The following is a 17,235-nucleotide window of genomic DNA, read 5'->3' as shown; positions in this document are numbered from 1 at the left end:
TTCACCTACTTTTTATACAATTTGTTAATTATTGCATCTCCTACTTCATTTGTGGTTGCTGTCCCCCCCATATCTGGTGTAATGACCTTCTTGGTAGATACTACGTTTTGAATACCGGCGAGAATCTTATCATGGATATCTTGCCTATCAAATTGCTCATACATTAATGCTAATGACCAAATCTGAGCAATGGGGTTAGCAATTCCTTTTCCCGCAATATCAGGAGCTGAACCATGTACAGGTTCAAACATGGAAGGGTAATTTCCTTCAGGATTGATATTTGCTGATGGGGAAATCCCCAATCCACCTACAATGGCAGACCCAAGATCAGATAAAATATCACCAAACAGATTAGAAGCTAAAACAATATTAAAATCATAAGGTCTTTGGACAAAATAAGCAGCTAATGCATCAATATAATATTTCTCATAATTGATAGTTGGGTATTTTTCAGCTACGCTTTCAATCGTTTGATCCCAGAATTTCATGGAATGGATAATTGCATTTGATTTCGTAGCATTCGTCAATTTTTTAAGGCCATGTTTGTTTGCATAGGAAAAAGCAAATTCTGCGACCTGAGTAACTCCCTGCCTTGTCATTACACTATTCTGAATTGCCAACTCCCTATTCTCTCCTTCAAACATCCTCCCTCCAGCATTGGAATATTCCCCCTCCGCATTTTCCCTTATCAATACAAAATCAATTGGTTTATTCACATGATGACGTAATGGATTATCTATACCATCTAATAATTTAATTGGTCGGAAGTTTACATACTGCTGAAAAGATTTACGGATTGGCATAATCATTTCCCAAATTGTAATATCATCCGGAACTCGTTCGTCCCCAATCGCACCAAAAAGAATAGCGTCATAATGCTGCAGTTGCTCTAAACCATCCTTCGGCATCATTCGGTTTGTCTGTAAATAGTAATCTGAATTCCAATCAAAGACATCGTATTCGATTTGAAATGAATCATGTTCATTAATCGCCTCTATGAGTTTTAATGCTTCATTCATAACTTCAATACCAATACCGTCACCTGGAATAACTGCGATTTTTTTACTCACTTAATCCCCTTCTTCCCTTAAAAATTGTAAAGCAGCCGTTCGATAAATCTGCGTTGTCTCCCCTAATTCTTCGATGTCAACATATTCATTAATTTGATGCGGAATATCTCGATCCCCAGCTCCAATGGTTACAATTGGAACGCCATGTATATGCAAAAATGTTCCATCCGTCGCTCCAGGAACACCATTAAAGGTTGGCTTTTTATGTAAGACCTTTTCTACAGCATGACAGACAGCAGTAACTACGGGATTTCCTTTATCTGTCTCTGTAGCAGGACGATCTTCGATAATCTCATAGGCTGCCGAAAAATGTGTATCCTGTGTTTTCAACTTTGCATATATGTGGTCAATTTTCTGAAGTAGTTCTTGATGGTCTTGATTTGGTACAGTTCGAATATCCAAGGTAACCATACAACTTTCTGGGATTACATTAATTTGGGCATCTCCTGTAACCGGTGCTTGTAGAATTGTTGGCGTTATACTTGGCCATCTTAAATAGGGGTGTTCACCATGAATGTCCTGCTCTTCTTTTTCTAATTGTTCTAACGCTGTAATTAGTTTTGCCATTCGCCAATTTGGATTAATACCACTCCAAGATATGGCACCATGAGCCATTTTTCCATGAACCGTAACCTTCAGGCGTAAAGCACCTCTTTGCGCAATACATACTTGATTTTCTTCTGGTTCACAAATAATTGCACCATCGACATCATCAGCCCAGCCCTGATTAATAAAATGTTTAATACCAAGCATTAAACTCTCCTCATCAACAGGAATACATAGAATGATCTTCCCATTAAAATGTTCCTGATCTTCAATTATCGACTGAACCGCGGTAATCATACAGGCGAGATTACCCTTTGTATCATTCGTTCCCCTTCCATACATTTTTCCATCCACAATTTCAGCACCGAAAGGCGGATAATTCCAACTCGATGGATCCCCTTCTGTTACTACGTCAGTATGCCCTTCAAACAACAATGTTTTACCAGGTTTACCAGAATCAACAATCCCAATTACATTTGGACGTCCTGGTGCAACTTCCTCCACATATACATCGATTCCAATTTCTTTTAAGTAGGCAGCTACAAACTGAGCAACTTGTTCTTCATTGCCATTTGGTTTATCTGGTCGATATACACTAGGAATACGCACAAGTTTTTGCGTCAATGATATAGCACGTTCTGTGTCTCTTTTCACTTGTTTTGATTGGACAATTTTCATTATAAGCCTCTCCTTATGCATTTTTTAATGAAGTTGCAGGGAATTCATACGCTTCTTTTTTAAATAAAAGACTAAAGACAATAAAAGCAATAAATGATAGGATTACAGGTAAGGTAACTGTATGAACACCTAGTAAATCGCCGTATGCTTGGTTATAAAAATGAATAACAATATATGTGCCTATTCCTACTATCATTGAGGCAATAGCACCTTGTTTATTGGCATATTTCCAATAAAGCCCCATCACTAATGGCCAAATAAATGCAGCCTCCAACCCTCCAAATGCAAATAAATTTAGAAAGATAAGTAATTCAGGAGGTTGTATAGCCAATAGGAAGGCTACTATTCCAAGAAGTCCGGTAAATCCCATACTGATATTCTTCATTTGTTTATCTGATGCAGTAGGCTTGATATAATTCATATAAACATCCTTCACCACGGAGGAGCTAACAAGTAATAGGAGCGAATCAACGGTAGACATCATAGCAGCCAATGGAGCTGCCAGTACAATCCCCGCAATCCATGGCGGCAATACTTCTAACGCTATCATCGGGATAACCTGATCGGCCACTTCAATTCCCGGCATGATCGGCCTTGCAAATACGCCAATAAGATGCATATTTAACATAATAACCCCGACGACTACTGTTCCTATAAGGATTGCCCGATGCATCGATTTGGCATTACGATAAGACATTGCTCTTACAGCAACTTGTGGTAGCGCCACTACCCCAACACCAACTAATATCCAGTAGGATGATATGTATAACGCTGTTAGTTGCCCATCCTGGCCATAAGGTGTAATGAGATTGGGATTCTCGCTTGCTAAATCTGCGAATAAAGCAGAAATACCCCCTCCTGAAACAACGACAGCAATTAATAAAATAAATGTACCGACTACCATTACAAAGCCTTGAATCGTATCGGTGATAGCTACTGCACGAAAACCACCGATAGTTACATATATGAGTACAGACAAGGTAAATATGAATAAGGCAGCGGTATACGATAATCCGGTTAGAGATTGAATTAAATAAGCACCACCCACCCATTGAGCTGCCATTGCAGAAAACAGAAATACGATAATACTTCCAGCGGATAATAGTACAACCGCCTTACTTTTATAGCGTTCTTTGAGAAAATCAATTAATGTTACTGCTTGAAATTTTCGAGTCACAATAGCAAACTTTTTCCCTAAAACAAGCAGTACAAAATAACCTGTAGCTACTTGGGTCATGGCTAGAAGCACCCAACCAAACCCTATGGAATAAGCTGCACCTGGTCCACCAAGAAAACTGGAAGCGCTGCCATAAGTTGCTACCATCGTCATTGCTAAGACGATCCCTCCAAATTCTCTACTACCTAGAAAATAATCACTTAAGAAAGAATCTGATTTCGCCATTTTTCGATTAGACCAGATTCCGACAAAGAATACAATCAATAGAAAAACGAGTAATGGTGTAACTACTTCCCAATTCATGCAGAGTGCACCTCTTCCTCTTCTTCAGTATCTTCCAGCGGCATATCTACTAAAACAAATTTCACAACGATAAATACCAGTAACACCATAACTAGAAAACCGACAATACAGCTAAAAAAGATCCATGCAGGAAACCCTAAAATATATGTGTACTCTCCAGGTGGCTTAGAACCAAGACCATATGCGAATCCGTACCACCATAGAATATTAATAATTGCTAATCCGCATCCAATCAGTGCTTCTCTATGAGCTACTTTATATCGAGTGTCTTCTACATACTTCTTCTTTCTCACCCCAATCCACCTCCTAAATTTTTATCTAATCGTTATAAAAATTCATATTTTCAATTTATTTATAGTATATCTATTCGTTAAACTTGAAGCATTAGACAAATTGTCAATTTCATTCGAATAAAATAAGACATAATGTAAATAAAAATGACAAAAGCAGGCAAGAATATAATCGGTTTACAACAACTTTAAAAATATTGGCTTGCATCTTTGTAAGGTTATGTCATGTACATAGATAGGTAATACACTTCCATACAGTTATAATTAGACTATCATATATCGAGGAGGTTAATTATGAAGCGAATGATTAATATCGTCATACTGGTATTCGAAGTATTCATAAATGGAAAACAAGTTGCCAAAAAACTAAATAAGGAAACCATCTAATACGAATTCCTCAATAACCACTTTCAACGTAAAAACCACTTCTGATAAATATAGAAGTCCCTCATATAGGACTTCTATTAACCATACATAGCATTAAATATATCGCTTACTCTTTTATAATTAACATTTCGTTTTCATCAAATTCCCACATGTCTCCGTAAGCAACTTCCCAATAAAAGCCATTGGGATCTTGAAAATATCCGCTATACCCTCCCCAAAATACTTTCTCAGGGGCTTTAATAATCTTAGCGCCAGCCTGTTCTGCCACTGCAAATACATCATCGACCTCTTGCTTTGTTTTCCCATTATACGCCAACGTAATCCCCGAAAATCCGTTTCCAACTGCTGGCGGATTTTTTTCATCAATATCATTCACTAAATGATCAATCTGAAATAACGATATTTTGGTACCTGCGTTATTAAAGAAAACGACTTCTGGATTTGCTTCATCGCCATGGACGACTACATCAAACCCTAAACCATCACGATAAAACTGTAACGACTCTTTCATATTTTGAACACCCAATGTGACTAAATTTAACCGGTTCAACAAACACCCCTCCCCAAAAACTACTTCTTTACCATTTCGACCTAAATCACTAAATTCCTTTAAAATAAAATAACGTAATTGGTGAATGAATGCATTGTCTGAACTACGGCATGCTTCTGCGGGCATATCATCAGCTATTTTCAGGTAAGCCCTGGACCATCACGAATCGTGTTGCTCTGTTGAAGTTACGGACAAGCTTAAAATTGAACAAAATCATCCGAACAATGTTGATAATCGTTCGTCTTCTTTATCTAAAATACTTTTGTCTCGCTTTCCTCCACTGGTATTATGCTAAAAATACAGGTGAGTACTCCACGACACCTTAAATTTCCTCCAAAGCACCTTTTTTCAGTTCTTTAACCATATACATTTCATTCATACGGAGCCGCAATATTGTACTTCGATGCTGGTTCGAAGCCAAATCTTGGGTAATACGTAGCATGGCCCATGACAATAACGACAGCATGGTTTAACTGCTGCGCCGTTTGCAACGCATTATTTATTAATGCACTACCGACACCTTGATTTTGATACGCAGGTAAGACGGATACTGGGGCTAATGCTAAGCCTTGGTATGAATGATTATCATCGTGTATCTGCACCTTTGTTAACAATATATGTCCGATAATCTTCGTTATTTTTCTCATAGACGATAGCTAAATCAGCAATATATTCATTGGATTTACGTAAATCATGAACCAGCTGATGTTCTTTTTTTTGCTATACGGGGCGTACTTAAATGCTTGCTTGGTTACATTCTTTGTTTGTTTGTAATCGGTAGCTTTTTCTTTTCGAATCGGCATTTTATCCCCCCTAATGATGGTCTTATTTATTTTAAAGGGGATGGTTAAAAAAACCAATTATTTGCTACATGTAAAAACTCGAAAACCTAACTTATCTTTTAATGTTTCCGTTAGTTCTTGATGAAAAGCCAATAGATCAAACGTTTCGTCATTGACCTCTTGAGAAAGATCGAAATCATTAGCGTCCTCTATATCAAGTTCATTCGCAGATAAAATTGGCTGCTGCATATGAATGTTTTCAAACCCAGCTTGTTTCAATCTTATTTCCCATTCAGATTCAGAAATTAACTCAGAAAATCGATAAAATGCAGTTACCATTTCAACTTCTTCTTTCGTTAGTTCTTGTTCCACCACCATTTCAATGGCTAACAGCTTACCACCTTGTTTGACCGCATGGGAAACACGAGGAAGCGATTGATTGAGATCAGTAAAAGAGAGCACAGATTCCGATAAGACCATATCATATTGTTTGTCTACAGATAGACACTCAACATCAGCCGTTAAAACCGTTATTGGTAGATCTCTAGATAAAAACCGTTTCTTTGCTTTTTCCAACATGACTGGATTATAATCTACAGCAGTAACTCGGCACCGATAGGTATCTGCAATATAGGCGGCTGTCTGACCCGTCCCACAACCGATATCCAATACAGAAGTTTGTTCATCCATGTTTTCTTTTGTTAATAATGTTTTTGTTAAATACAAACCACCTGGATGAGCACCACCGACACCTAACAAAGCTAAACCTTCAAGATAATCTAATCCCATTCCACTTCATCTCCTCTCATTCTTCTACATTACTTTATGTTAAAACTGCTTGTAGAGACACTTATCTATAGAGGCAAATTCATTCTTTACATGGTTTTTTCTTATGAATAGCAGAATCTGAATACGAATATTTGTTCGTTACCCTCTGGAAATTCATATGAAAATAATGATATAATAAGCAAATCAGTGTGTAGAGATATTGGTCTTTGACCAAAAATATATGTCTTATGATACATCTGCCATCTGAAAAATTTTAAAATGGAGATGATCATATGCATGAAGAAACAAGATTACCACGAAACGGAAAGGAATTTGCATTATTCTTAGCTATCATATCGATACTATCTGTAAATATCATTGCCCCTCTTTTTATGGGATTTGAATTTGGATTTAGTAAAGATGTGTATATTAGAACCTTACAAGTAATTCCTTTTGTATGGATTTGTGTCATTTTATTAGTAACCCTTGTTGCAAATCCAATTGTTAATCAACTTGTACAAAAATTTGTGGCTCCCGCAGACGGTTTTAATGCGAGAGTTTTATTTACGATCTTATTTAGTGTAACGATTCTTTCGATTTTATTAACAGTAATTGGAACTTGGATTGGTTTGAGAGAGATTAGTATGGAACCGATCCGCACATTCTTTTATGACTGGCCGCGTAACTTTTTCATTGCATTCTGGGTTGAAGCGTTAATTGCACAGCCAATAGCAAGGTTTACGATGAAAAAATTGCATGTAAGTCAGGAACGAAAAGCTGTAAATGCTTCATAAAAATCAAAATGACAAGTGTCAAAAGCCGATTGATTTAAAAAACAATCGGCTTTTTTCATGCTCCACTTTCTTTCAACCTTTGAAACATCTACTTTATAAAACATATGCTATCACAAGTATCTATTAGTGAAGGAGATCGTTCAATGAGTGTCATTCGCACAGATCGCTGGTTAGAGAAAAATTACAAACACCCAATGAAAGTGATAAAACAGCTAGAAAAAACATTTTCTGGTGTTGATGCAGCAGACATTTATGCTCACCTTACGCAATTTGGCCTATCATTGGAGCCAAAGCACATCAAGCAATTAACAGAAACAAACCACTGGAAAATTGTTGAAAAAGATTATAATTATTTAAAAGAAATTTGGAAAGGTCCCAATATTCATATTTTTATCTTTCCATCAAACGCAGCTAACCGTAAATTAAAACAGGATTATAACAGTAAGGCTGGTTTGACTTTCAAGGATAAGATTTTTCTATTTCTAGCTGAAATAAATACAGAATCCGAAATCAAGGCATTATTTACCCATGAATACAACCATACCTGTCGTTTAAATCGTTATCCTAAGCAAGAACAGGCTTACACATTACTGGATACGATTATATTGGAAGGGCTAGCAGAAAACGCAGTACGTGAAAGACTAGGGGATGAACATACAGCGATTTACACCGGAAGTTATAACGACGAAGAATTAAAGCAAATGTGGGAGAAGATTATTATGCCAAATCACCACGTTCTCAAAAGCGATCGAAAGCACCAGCAGTTACTATATGGATTTCATTTTTATCCGAAAATGGCTGGGTATTGTGTTGGTGATTACCTTGTAAGAAAGTATATGAATAAACATAAGGTATTGACGAAAGATTTATTTCACTTGAAAACTGAAGACATAGCTGAATTGGGGAAAATAGAAGAATGATATTGGGGGATTGAATTGAATTTATGAAAAACACCGCATACGTTTTAAAACCATACGGTGGTTGAATAGAAAAGATCATTACTTTCAGAGAACTTATGTTCTGTTTATGGAACAGTTTAATAAACCCGTCCATTGCTTGACTTCTATAATATTAGTATAACTTAAAGCTAAATATAAGTCTATATTTTTTCAGAAAATTGTTTTAATGTAAGGGTACTTATTTTTTCACACCGATTTGATAGGAGGCGTTCACATGCAATGGGTAGCTTGGGATCAGAATTTAAAAATCCGATTAATTGGAGAAACATTGTTTAATATGCTGTTTTGGATGTATTTTCCCTTTCTTACTATCTATTTTAGTGAGGCTCTAGGTAAGATGACTGCAGGTATTATGATGACCGCTCCTTCTATAATTAGTATTATCGGCAGCATGTTAGGCGGTTATTTAGCCGATCAGTTTGGCAGACGCTCTACAATGCTAATTGGATCCTTTCTACAGGTAGGTATGTTTGCATTATTTGCACTCTCTATTTCGCATTGGATTGATTATATTGCATTTATTACCATAAGTTTTGGAAAATCACTTTATCGACCTGCTAGTGCAGCAATGGTAGCTGATCTGGTACCCAAAGCGAAACGTCGCAGGGTGTTTGCTACTTTTGCAACAGCAAATAATCTTGGTGCTGTTTTTGGGCCAGTGATTGGTGCAGTGTTATTTTTTAATTACCGAAGTGAACTTTTATGGTCTTGTACATTAATAACGCTTTTATATTCTCTCGCCATCCTCTCTTTGATACGTGAAACCATGCCAGATCCACAGAGGAAGCATGAACATACATACAATATGTGGTTACTTTTAAAGGAACAATTCTTGAACTACCGATTAATCTTCCGTGATAAAGCCTTTTTTCTATATATTTTAGCTGGAGTTTTTATAACTATTTCTATTATGCAATTGGATCTATATTTGGCAATATACGTGAACGATTATGTTCCTTCTCAAGCATTGTTTCACTGGAAAGGATGGTCGCTGACCCTTGATAGTGAGAAAGTTTTCGGATGGATGATCGGTTTAAATGGATTGTTATTCGTACTATTTATCATACCCGTCACCAAACAATTAGAAAATTGGAGCGATCGAAATGCACTTGTTCTATCAGCAATATTATCAGGCATAGGCATGTTTTTGGTAGGGTTAGCAGCTAATGTATGGTTATTATTTATCTTTACAGTAATCCTTACACTAGGAGAAATCATACATGGACCAGTAGTTCAAAATTTTGTTAGTAATTATGCTCCTAAAACTGCGAGAGGACAATACATGGGAGCCGCTGACCTACAGTTTTCTATTGGACGATTTATAGCGCCATTGACAGTCATCCTTTCCACTTCTTTCTCACCACTTATCGTGTTCGGATTTATACTGTCATGTGCCATCATAAGCGCATCGATCTATGTACAATTATTTAAGATCATTGCTATTGATAAAAAAATACAGTCTTCTAGCACGTAGAACAACGTACTTACTAGCACTTTAACTTTTTTAGTTGGATGTAAAGACAAAATCAGTAAGCACGAAATGCCTTAAACCTACATCTGCCATTCAGGGCGTTTCAAAGTTAGAAATTACCCTATTTACTTCTTCAAACCATACATTAAAAATATCATCAGGTAATAGTTCGTCATCATTTGTATAAATGAAGTCATATCTATAGTTCGCTATTAAACTATTCTGCTTCACATTATAATGTAACTTTATCTCTGTAGGCATTTCTCTTCCATATTCTTTACATTTTTCATGAATTTTTTCTAAGTTTTCAAGTCCAATATCTAAAACAGCTTCTTGCCTTTTTTTCAGAGGTATCATAAAGCAATTCTTTCTTACTCGTGCTTATGCTATTTACTGCATCATTTAAGTTATGCTTAAAAACAAACTGACTATTTATTTTTAAAAAAATACGTCAAAAACATACATTTCTGGCTCATAGGAAACAGTAAATGTAAATATCCTCTGCTTCATTTTCAACGTATTCTAAACAAATACCTACCATATCTGCTTGTAATTCAGAAAAGTAATCTTCAAATACTTTACTCAAGTCAATCACCCCTAATTTTTTAATCTTACTTTCTTAATCACACCGTCCATATTATATTTATTTTATTTCAAAGCTTGTCGGCCTTAATCTAGTTCCATCATAATTGACTTTAACGTTAACTGAAACGTGCTTTCTTTCTTCAATTGCTTTTAGCCCATTTATTCTCCAACTTCTTATATTTACTTAAATCAACACTGCTTGATTGAGGAACAAGTTTATCATCCGGAGATCCCCCAACCCTATCACCAGCTAAATGTCCAGCATGGTCTCCAGATTCTTTTCCTGGTGTATTTGATTTATATCTAATATAATTAGCTTGTATTAAGTAACGTAAATTTAAAAATTTTGTAACGCTTTTAGCGAATATCGAGAATTGTACTTTCGTAAATGCTTTTCCTTGCGTTGTTTGATAACCTTCCTCATTTAATGCTTCTGCCAACCTAGACAGTGACCATTTCATATGTATCTGTCTAAGCTCAAACAATCGTTTCACTACTTCTGCATGACTGTTATGTATCTTTAGTTCCTTCTCACCCTTTTGTTTCATATAGCCAAATGTTGCCCTTCCTCCTGCATAACCACCCTCCTTCGCCTTTTTATTTCTCCCTTTCGTTAGTTTGAGAGCAATTTCAAGCCGTTGGTATTGGTCCAATAACTCCATTAAGCCATTGCGTTGGGATCTTTTTATGGATACTATAAAATGGCTGTTCAATACTTTTAATATCACAGCCATATTTCTTTAGCTCTCGTTGTATCAACACCTTACAATATCTGACCGCCATAAGCGACTTGTGTTCAGCACCACCACATAATCAATTTGGATAGACGAAAGGTGAGCCAACATTTCTTGTAAGCCCACCCTATCAATTTCTAATGCTTCTTCATTCAGTTTTGCGCCACTAATTCCTTCATCTCTAAAAATATGAATCAAGTTAAAACCCTCTTCTTCACAGTATGCTTTAATTTCATCTTCTTGAAATTTCAAGCTATATCCATCTCTTGCTTGCCCTTGAGTGGAGACTCGTATATGCCCAACAACGTTCAACTTTTCACCCTCCCGTTACATAAATTTTAATTATTGTAACGCTTTTTAACGAATAGCGAGTATTATACGACCGTCTCTTGTAAAAATACAACTATAAGTTAATTTTCTTATACAATAAAACAGCACCTATAATATACGTTACCCATTGTTTATCGCCACGAGCTTTGTCATTGTATTTAGTTTGTGGGTTTTGCAGTATCATAAGTGTTCCTACCACTTAAAATGTTATCTTGCCTGTTTATCGTACTTCTCACAAAATCCAAATATAAAATCAATACTCCATGATGATACTACCTTCATGAGCTATGAGTTTCAGTAAAGCAATATCCAATATCGTCCAAATTTGAGGTTTCTAAAAAACAAAAACACCTGATTCCTAATAAGGCAATCAAGTGCTTATTGTTAATTCTGTAACATACTCCCTAATATTACTGAACTGGTCCCATAAATTCAGTAATTATAAGAATATGTTCCTTCAGTTTGACTTTTTTTAGATTCTCTACTTTTTCTGCTCCACCTAAACCTAATAGAGGTGTATAGCCGAAGCAATCTTCATAAGATAATTCTCCCCAATTTTCAACAGCTTCGGGATATGGTTTCCACTTTAAATACTCATCCCGAAACTTTTCTGAATCCAGACTTTTGAAAAAAAATAAAAAGTTTGGCATAACTGTTTTAAGTACTCCGTATCTAAAATTAAGCAATCTTACATAACCGTCAGCCCATAATACTAAATCTCCCATACCAGTAGCAAATAACACTACAGAATCCGTATATCTTTGACTACACTCTTGTAAAATATCAATGTACGCTTCTGGGTTAACACTTTTTAAATATCCTTGCATGAATGTTCCAAATCCATATTCCTGCCACAAGTCTATTATTTCTTTTGGAACAAGATTTTTATATTTCTCTATTATTTCTTTTGGAACCTTACTGTTTACCTTAAAATCATTTAATGTTTTTTCCATAAATAAATCTCCTTAGTGTGTCAGTTTAACATTCAAATAGGTGCTTTTAATTGCTCAGGTTTCATATTTTTTGCCATTTCCCTTATTTGTTCATCAACAACATCAATTCTATATCTCCATTGAGAACCAATTGAAGAATTAATGCCCTTATGCCCCATTCCACCAGTTTCATCTGGTTATCCACCTGCAATTTGATCTGGATTATGAAGTGCTGCTTGGGTATTCAGCCATTCTTTAGCTTCTTTTTCTGCTTCATCAAATGATTTTCCGTTAGTCATAAGTTCTGCAACTTTATCAGAAAATGCTTCTTCTCGAGCTGTTTGTTGAGCAGCATTACCTTCTATCGCACGTCCCTCAGCAATATATCTTTCTCTATTTTTCAGATACTCATCAACCGTTAACTCATTCATACCTTTTTCTTGATCTTTAAGTTGTCTAGCAAACTCTTCAGAGTCATGTTTAACTTTTCTTTTATATGTTACTTCAATTTCTTTTATTCTAGTTACATTCTCTGAATGACTACCTTTTCCCGTACCCTTAGCCAAATCCTTACCATCATCTAAATGTTTTCCTGCACCACTGCTGCTTTCAGTTACACTGCTCTTTACAAACCCTGCATCCTTTGCCTTCGCACTAAAGTAAGTTACAGCTGCATCATCCAGCCTTCCTCCACCAGCAATGGCAACATTTGGCTGCATACCAGCTCGTAGATGGGTAGCCACATCATCTGCTTTTTGGGCTGCATTGACCACAGTTCCACTGACGTTTTCCTTTACTAAAGACATTTTGTTATTTACAACTTGTCTGGCACTTGTTAAACGTGCAGTGGCGGTTTCTTTTGCTGTCTCACAAAATTTAAATCTGTAGCTAAGACTTAAACATTATTGAACTAGTGACATAAATTTATTAATAAAAAGAATGTTCCTTCAAATTGATTTTTTCTAGATTTTCACCTTAATATTATAAAAGAAGTCATTTGAAACAAGACCTTCTTCATATGAACAATATATATTTTTTTATTAGCTCTTTCAAAAAAGTACTCTAAACAAATTGAAACCATATCCGTTTGTAATTCTGAAAAATAATCTTCAAATTCCTTCATTTAACCACCTCTAATTTTCTAAACTTGTAAAACTTATACGTCCATCATTTATTCTCCAACTTCTTATATTTACTTAAATCAACACTGCTTGATTGAGGAACAAGTTTATCATCCGGAGATCCCCCAATCCTATCACCAGCTAAATGTCCAGCATGGTCTCCAGATTCTTTTCCTGGTGTATTTGATTTATATCTAATATAATTAGCTTGTATTAAGTAACGTAAATTTTAAAATTTTGTAACGCTTTTAGCGAATATCGAGAATTGTACGGCACTCCCTAAGAATATTACAACCCTATTTTTATTCCTCTTGTGCTATTAAACAACCTTTTTGGTTACCCACTGTTTATCGCCACGAGCTTTGTCAATCTCGTTAGGTTGTGGGTTCGGCAGTAACTTAAGTCCTCTTGGCATGTAAAATGTCATCTCGCCTATCTTATTATTTTCACATACACAGTATTAAACAGAATACCTTGATGATACTACCTTCATTGAGCTATGAATCTCAATAGTCTGTCCAATGTTAATCAAAGTTAAAAATCTAAACTAAAAAAACAAAAACACCTGATGCCTATCTGACAATCAAGTGCTTTTTTTATAACCTTAGGGCAGTCAACAAACATTAAGCATAAATTCTATATATTTTGCTTGTTACAAAGAGCTTGCAACATATGTTTAATATGCAGGTTAGCCTAAGTATAATTTATCAACAAATCAAGAGCATTAAGTATTACAAGACAAATTCCAAGGTATATTGCTTATTTAAAAATATCCATAAAATATTTCTCTTTTTTTTGGAATTTCAGCATTTGTACTCCTATAATCATTATAAACTTTTTCCATTCTTTTGATTTCCTCTACTTTAACAAAGCTGGTTTCCACTGCACTATTTAAGAAGGTAATAATACTATCGGTAGTAATACTTTCTAATGACTGAGGTAAATATTTCACTTCTTCATTTTTATAAGCTTCCCATGAGGTATAAGCTACAGCATCAACTAATAGTGACCAAATTCGAGCAATGCTCAAGTTTTCTTCTTCCTCGGAAAATTCTGAAATCCCTGTAAAATCCGCATTATCAATAAGCTCATAAAGTTCGTGAATGGTAGTATCTAAGATTTTAGACTATTTCACAACTAATGAAACTCACTAGATAGGTTACCTTTTTAAAAGGTGTTGTACGTACTAAAGAATTTGTTAAAACAACCTATACGGCTTACAAAGAGTATCTATTTTCTATTAATAACTAGCGGTTCATTCGGCACTAGGTAGCCCCTCAAAAAAGAAACCCTGAAAGGACTTTAGCCAATCAAGGTCTAGTTTTACAAATTATTTTCTTTCACTTCTTCGAACCATAAATCAAAGATATCATCTGGTAATAGTTCGTCATCAATAGAATAAACTAAATCATATCTATATTTTCCTTTTAAGCTATTTTTCTTTACATTATAATGTAATTTCATTTCTGTTGGCATATCTTTATTGAACTCTTCACATTTTTTATGAATATGCTTTAAATTTTGATTACCTATTCTTAGTGCAGCCTTCTGTCTTTCTCTCGAAACATCGTAAACCCGATTTTGTTGACTATCCAATTCTTTTGAAGCCTCGTTTAGTTGATGTTTATGAACAACTTTTCCATTAATTTTATAGAAAAAATCAAAAACATACATTTTTGGTTCATACGAACAATAAATAAAAATTTCATCAGCTTTATTATCAACATACTCTAAACAAATAGCCACCAGTCTGTTTGTAATTCTGAAAAATAGTCCTCAAATAACTTCACATAATCCCCCCTAGTTCTCTAAACTTGTGAACCTCATACGACCATCTATTTCATATTCTATATCAAAGCTGCTAGGTCTTAAACTATTTCCTTCGTAATTAACTTTAACATTAACTGAAACGTCTTTTCCTTCTTCTATTGCTTTAGCCCATTGGTTTTCTAGCTTTTTGTATTTACTCAAGTTAACACCACTTGATTGAGATACAAGAATCCAAATCTGGAGAGCCTCCAAATCTATCAGCCGCTAGGTGTCCTGCATGGTCTCCAGGTTCTTTTCCAGGTGTATTGGACTTATGAGACATCTATTATTACGTTTTGTTAGTTTTAAGTCATCCGCATTAAAATCAGTAAGTCTCCCTAAACCATCTGTCTTATATTGATAATTATATTCACCTGCTTGATATTTAACATTTGGTTTTAATTTACCACCTTTAACCAAATGACTACCATCCTTAATGATATCGTCAGATACCTGTCTAGTACCATTATCTATACCCTTAGCCAAATCTTTACCATCATCCAAATGTTTTCCTGCACCACTGCTGCTTTCAGTTACACTGCTCTTTACAAAACCTGCATCCTTTGCCTTGGCACTAAAGTAAGTTACAGCTGCATCATCCAGCCTTCCTCCACCGGCAATGGCAACATTTGGCTGCATACCAGCTCGTAGATGGGTAGCCACATCATCTGCTTTTTGGGCTGCACTTACTATGGTTCCACTGATGTTTTCTTTTAAATTTCTCACAAAAAAACACCTGTTACCAAAAAGGCAATCAAGTGCTTATAGTTAATTCTGTCTTAAACATTACTGAACTGGTCCCATAAATTCAGTAATTATAAGAATATGTTCCTTCAGTTTGACTTTTTTTAGATTCTCTACTTTTTCTACTCCACCTAACCCTAATAGAGGGGTGTATCCAAAACACTCATCATAGTTAGGGGCACTGTATTTACTAATCGCTTCAGGATAAGGCTGCCACATTAATTCATCGTTCATAAAGTTATTATCTTTTAAGTCATCAAAAAAGAATTCAAACCCGGATGAAACAACATTAACATATCCTTTCTTAAAATTTAATAAATTTACATACTTACCTTTTTCCCATACTATAATATCACCCATTGCGGTTGTAAAAATAGGAATTAAATGCTCATATCTTAAATAACTATTCTCTAAATGTATAAATAATCGTCTGGATTAATAACTTTTAAAAAGTCATTTACGAAAGTACCAAACCCATATTTTTTCCATGTTTCTATCAATTCTTCAGGGAGTTTATCCATATATTTTATAATAACATCTTTATCAACTGTTTCATGTTTTATAAAATCGCTAAATATAGTTTCCAATAAAAATACCCTCCTTTGATTATTGCTTGTGCAGCAGTTTTATATTGTTTTGTGGTATATTTCTTTATGTATTTCGTTTCATCCAAATTTGATTTAACCTTACTGTTATTCTCTTTCTTATTTTGTTTTGGTTTACTTTCATTTTCTAATGGAACATACCATTCTACTCCACTATATTTTTTCTAATACTTTTCAATTCTTTGACTTGGATATATTCATCTAGTAAATAAAAATCACAATCCTTATGATGAGTATTGTTCTCTTCGTCGCGCAATTTTCTTAAAAAAAGTAAGACTTAGGGTTTTTGCCTTTTCCTATGTTATGACTTAATTTTGCATTACATTTTTTACCACTACAATAGAATAATTGCCTTTTATCTTCTATTTCTTTAGTTACTTTTGCTGGACTAATAAGCTTCTTATCTCCTGAAGAGTAATAAAATACATCATCGAAAATAGCATTTCCTCTTCCCATTCTAACATTTCTTTAATAAATATCTTTAGTGTTTAATACGAATCAAATGGGAAATTATTCAAAATAATCTAAAGACCTATTAATAAAAACTTACCTTATTCAATTCCCAATATACCTAAGTTTGAATTGGGGAAAGAAGAGTTG

At 35.0% G+C, this 17,235-nt stretch carries 19 protein-coding genes and 4 pseudogenes; 3 read left to right on the top strand and 20 right to left on the bottom strand.

Annotated features, from left to right (window positions below):
- Nucleotides 1-5: 5 nt before the first annotated feature.
- The 8 genes from JKP73_RS08260 to JKP73_RS08230 all read right to left on the bottom strand — a co-directional run bounded on the left by JKP73_RS08260 (nucleotide 6) and on the right by JKP73_RS08230 (nucleotide 6,572).
- The gene (locus tag JKP73_RS08260; protein WP_021291821.1) at nucleotides 6-1,070 is read right to left on the bottom strand and encodes a tartrate dehydrogenase; all 1,065 of its coding nucleotides are present in this window, start codon (nucleotides 1,068-1,070) and stop codon (nucleotides 6-8) included.
- Nucleotides 1,071-2,294, bottom strand: a complete 1,224-nt coding sequence (locus JKP73_RS08255; protein WP_021291822.1) for a M20 family metallopeptidase — start codon at nucleotides 2,292-2,294, stop codon at nucleotides 1,071-1,073.
- Between the two features lie 13 nt (nucleotides 2,295-2,307).
- On the bottom strand, nucleotides 2,308-3,774 hold the full coding sequence (gene panF / locus JKP73_RS08250; protein ID WP_021291823.1) for a sodium/pantothenate symporter: 1,467 nt from the start codon (nucleotides 3,772-3,774) through the stop codon (nucleotides 2,308-2,310).
- On the bottom strand, nucleotides 3,771-4,067 hold the full coding sequence (locus tag JKP73_RS08245; RefSeq protein ID WP_200411119.1) for a YhdT family protein: 297 nt from the start codon (nucleotides 4,065-4,067) through the stop codon (nucleotides 3,771-3,773). The genes panF and JKP73_RS08245 overlap by 4 nt, the downstream gene beginning before the upstream one ends.
- A gap of 490 nt (nucleotides 4,068-4,557) precedes the next feature.
- Complete coding sequence (locus JKP73_RS08240; protein ID WP_021291826.1) at nucleotides 4,558-5,001, bottom strand: VOC family protein; 444 nt, start codon at nucleotides 4,999-5,001, stop codon at nucleotides 4,558-4,560.
- A 371-nt stretch (nucleotides 5,002-5,372) separates the two neighbouring features.
- Entirely contained in the window at nucleotides 5,373-5,648 is a 276-nt protein-coding gene (locus tag JKP73_RS23125) for a GNAT family N-acetyltransferase (RefSeq protein WP_234447086.1), read from the bottom strand.
- Nucleotides 5,649-5,657: 9 nt separating this feature from the next.
- Entirely contained in the window at nucleotides 5,658-5,804 is a 147-nt protein-coding gene (locus JKP73_RS23120) for a hypothetical protein (RefSeq protein ID WP_234447085.1), read from the bottom strand.
- 57 nt (nucleotides 5,805-5,861) lie between these two features.
- A complete protein-coding gene (locus JKP73_RS08230; RefSeq protein WP_021291829.1) occupies nucleotides 5,862-6,572 on the bottom strand; it encodes a class I SAM-dependent methyltransferase in 711 nt (236 codons plus the stop codon).
- Nucleotides 6,573-6,844: 272 nt separating this feature from the next.
- Here JKP73_RS08230 and JKP73_RS08225 point away from each other — a divergent pair, with 272 nt between their 5' ends.
- The 3 genes from JKP73_RS08225 (at nucleotide 6,845) to JKP73_RS08215 (ending at nucleotide 9,778) form a co-directional block, all read left to right on the top strand.
- Nucleotides 6,845-7,345, top strand: coding sequence for a DUF2798 domain-containing protein (locus JKP73_RS08225; RefSeq protein ID WP_200411118.1), 501 nt, complete (start codon nucleotides 6,845-6,847; stop codon nucleotides 7,343-7,345).
- A 143-nt stretch (nucleotides 7,346-7,488) separates the two neighbouring features.
- Nucleotides 7,489-8,265 carry a DUF2268 domain-containing putative Zn-dependent protease gene (locus JKP73_RS08220; protein WP_200411117.1) on the top strand — a complete coding sequence of 259 codons (777 nt, stop codon included), beginning with the start codon at nucleotides 7,489-7,491 and terminating at the stop codon, nucleotides 8,263-8,265.
- 253 nt (nucleotides 8,266-8,518) lie between these two features.
- Nucleotides 8,519-9,778 (top strand): MDR family MFS transporter, encoded by a 1,260-nt coding sequence (locus JKP73_RS08215; protein WP_038244658.1) that lies wholly within the window; start codon nucleotides 8,519-8,521, stop codon nucleotides 9,776-9,778.
- Between the two features lie 90 nt (nucleotides 9,779-9,868).
- Here JKP73_RS08215 and JKP73_RS23515 read toward each other — a convergent pair whose 3' ends face one another.
- From JKP73_RS23515 to JKP73_RS08160, 12 genes and pseudogenes are all read right to left on the bottom strand, one after another.
- On the bottom strand, nucleotides 9,869-10,132 hold the full coding sequence (locus tag JKP73_RS23515) for a hypothetical protein (RefSeq protein WP_306465035.1): 264 nt from the start codon (nucleotides 10,130-10,132) through the stop codon (nucleotides 9,869-9,871).
- Nucleotides 10,133-10,500: 368 nt separating this feature from the next.
- Nucleotides 10,501-10,668, bottom strand: coding sequence for a DNA/RNA non-specific endonuclease (locus JKP73_RS23115; protein ID WP_234447114.1), 168 nt, complete (start codon nucleotides 10,666-10,668; stop codon nucleotides 10,501-10,503).
- Nucleotides 10,669-10,734: 66 nt separating this feature from the next.
- Nucleotides 10,735-11,406, bottom strand: a pseudogene (locus JKP73_RS23110) (recombinase family protein); the annotation flags it as partial.
- Nucleotides 11,407-11,834: 428 nt separating this feature from the next.
- Nucleotides 11,835-12,377 (bottom strand): T6SS immunity protein Tdi1 domain-containing protein, encoded by a 543-nt coding sequence (locus JKP73_RS08195; protein WP_200411116.1) that lies wholly within the window; start codon nucleotides 12,375-12,377, stop codon nucleotides 11,835-11,837.
- 32 nt (nucleotides 12,378-12,409) lie between these two features.
- A pseudogene (locus JKP73_RS23105) lies at nucleotides 12,410-13,075 on the bottom strand (polymorphic toxin type 15 domain-containing protein).
- 448 nt (nucleotides 13,076-13,523) lie between these two features.
- Nucleotides 13,524-13,676 (bottom strand): DNA/RNA non-specific endonuclease, encoded by a 153-nt coding sequence (locus JKP73_RS08185; protein WP_232620907.1) that lies wholly within the window; start codon nucleotides 13,674-13,676, stop codon nucleotides 13,524-13,526.
- A gap of 564 nt (nucleotides 13,677-14,240) precedes the next feature.
- Nucleotides 14,241-14,582 carry an Imm6 family immunity protein gene (locus tag JKP73_RS08180; protein WP_267903267.1) on the bottom strand — a complete coding sequence of 114 codons (342 nt, stop codon included), beginning with the start codon at nucleotides 14,580-14,582 and terminating at the stop codon, nucleotides 14,241-14,243.
- A gap of 218 nt (nucleotides 14,583-14,800) precedes the next feature.
- Nucleotides 14,801-15,267 (bottom strand): annotated as a pseudogene (locus JKP73_RS08175) (DUF600 domain-containing protein).
- 10 nt (nucleotides 15,268-15,277) lie between these two features.
- Nucleotides 15,278-15,499, bottom strand: coding sequence for a DNA/RNA non-specific endonuclease (locus JKP73_RS23100; RefSeq protein ID WP_438874667.1), 222 nt, complete (start codon nucleotides 15,497-15,499; stop codon nucleotides 15,278-15,280).
- Between the two features lie 12 nt (nucleotides 15,500-15,511).
- Nucleotides 15,512-16,012 carry a DNA/RNA non-specific endonuclease gene (locus tag JKP73_RS23095; RefSeq protein WP_234447083.1) on the bottom strand — a complete coding sequence of 167 codons (501 nt, stop codon included), beginning with the start codon at nucleotides 16,010-16,012 and terminating at the stop codon, nucleotides 15,512-15,514.
- Nucleotides 16,013-16,072: 60 nt separating this feature from the next.
- Nucleotides 16,073-16,617 (bottom strand): annotated as a pseudogene (locus JKP73_RS08165) (T6SS immunity protein Tdi1 domain-containing protein).
- A 279-nt stretch (nucleotides 16,618-16,896) separates the two neighbouring features.
- Nucleotides 16,897-17,091, bottom strand: a complete 195-nt coding sequence (locus tag JKP73_RS08160) for a hypothetical protein (protein ID WP_038245440.1) — start codon at nucleotides 17,089-17,091, stop codon at nucleotides 16,897-16,899.
- Nucleotides 17,092-17,235: the final 144 nt, after the last annotated feature.

Origin of the sequence: Virgibacillus salexigens (genome assembly GCF_014905415.1) — a bacterium.
Lineage (GTDB): Bacteria > Bacillota > Bacilli > Bacillales > Amphibacillaceae > Virgibacillus > Virgibacillus salexigens.
This window is presented reverse-complemented; position numbering and strand designations above follow the sequence as displayed.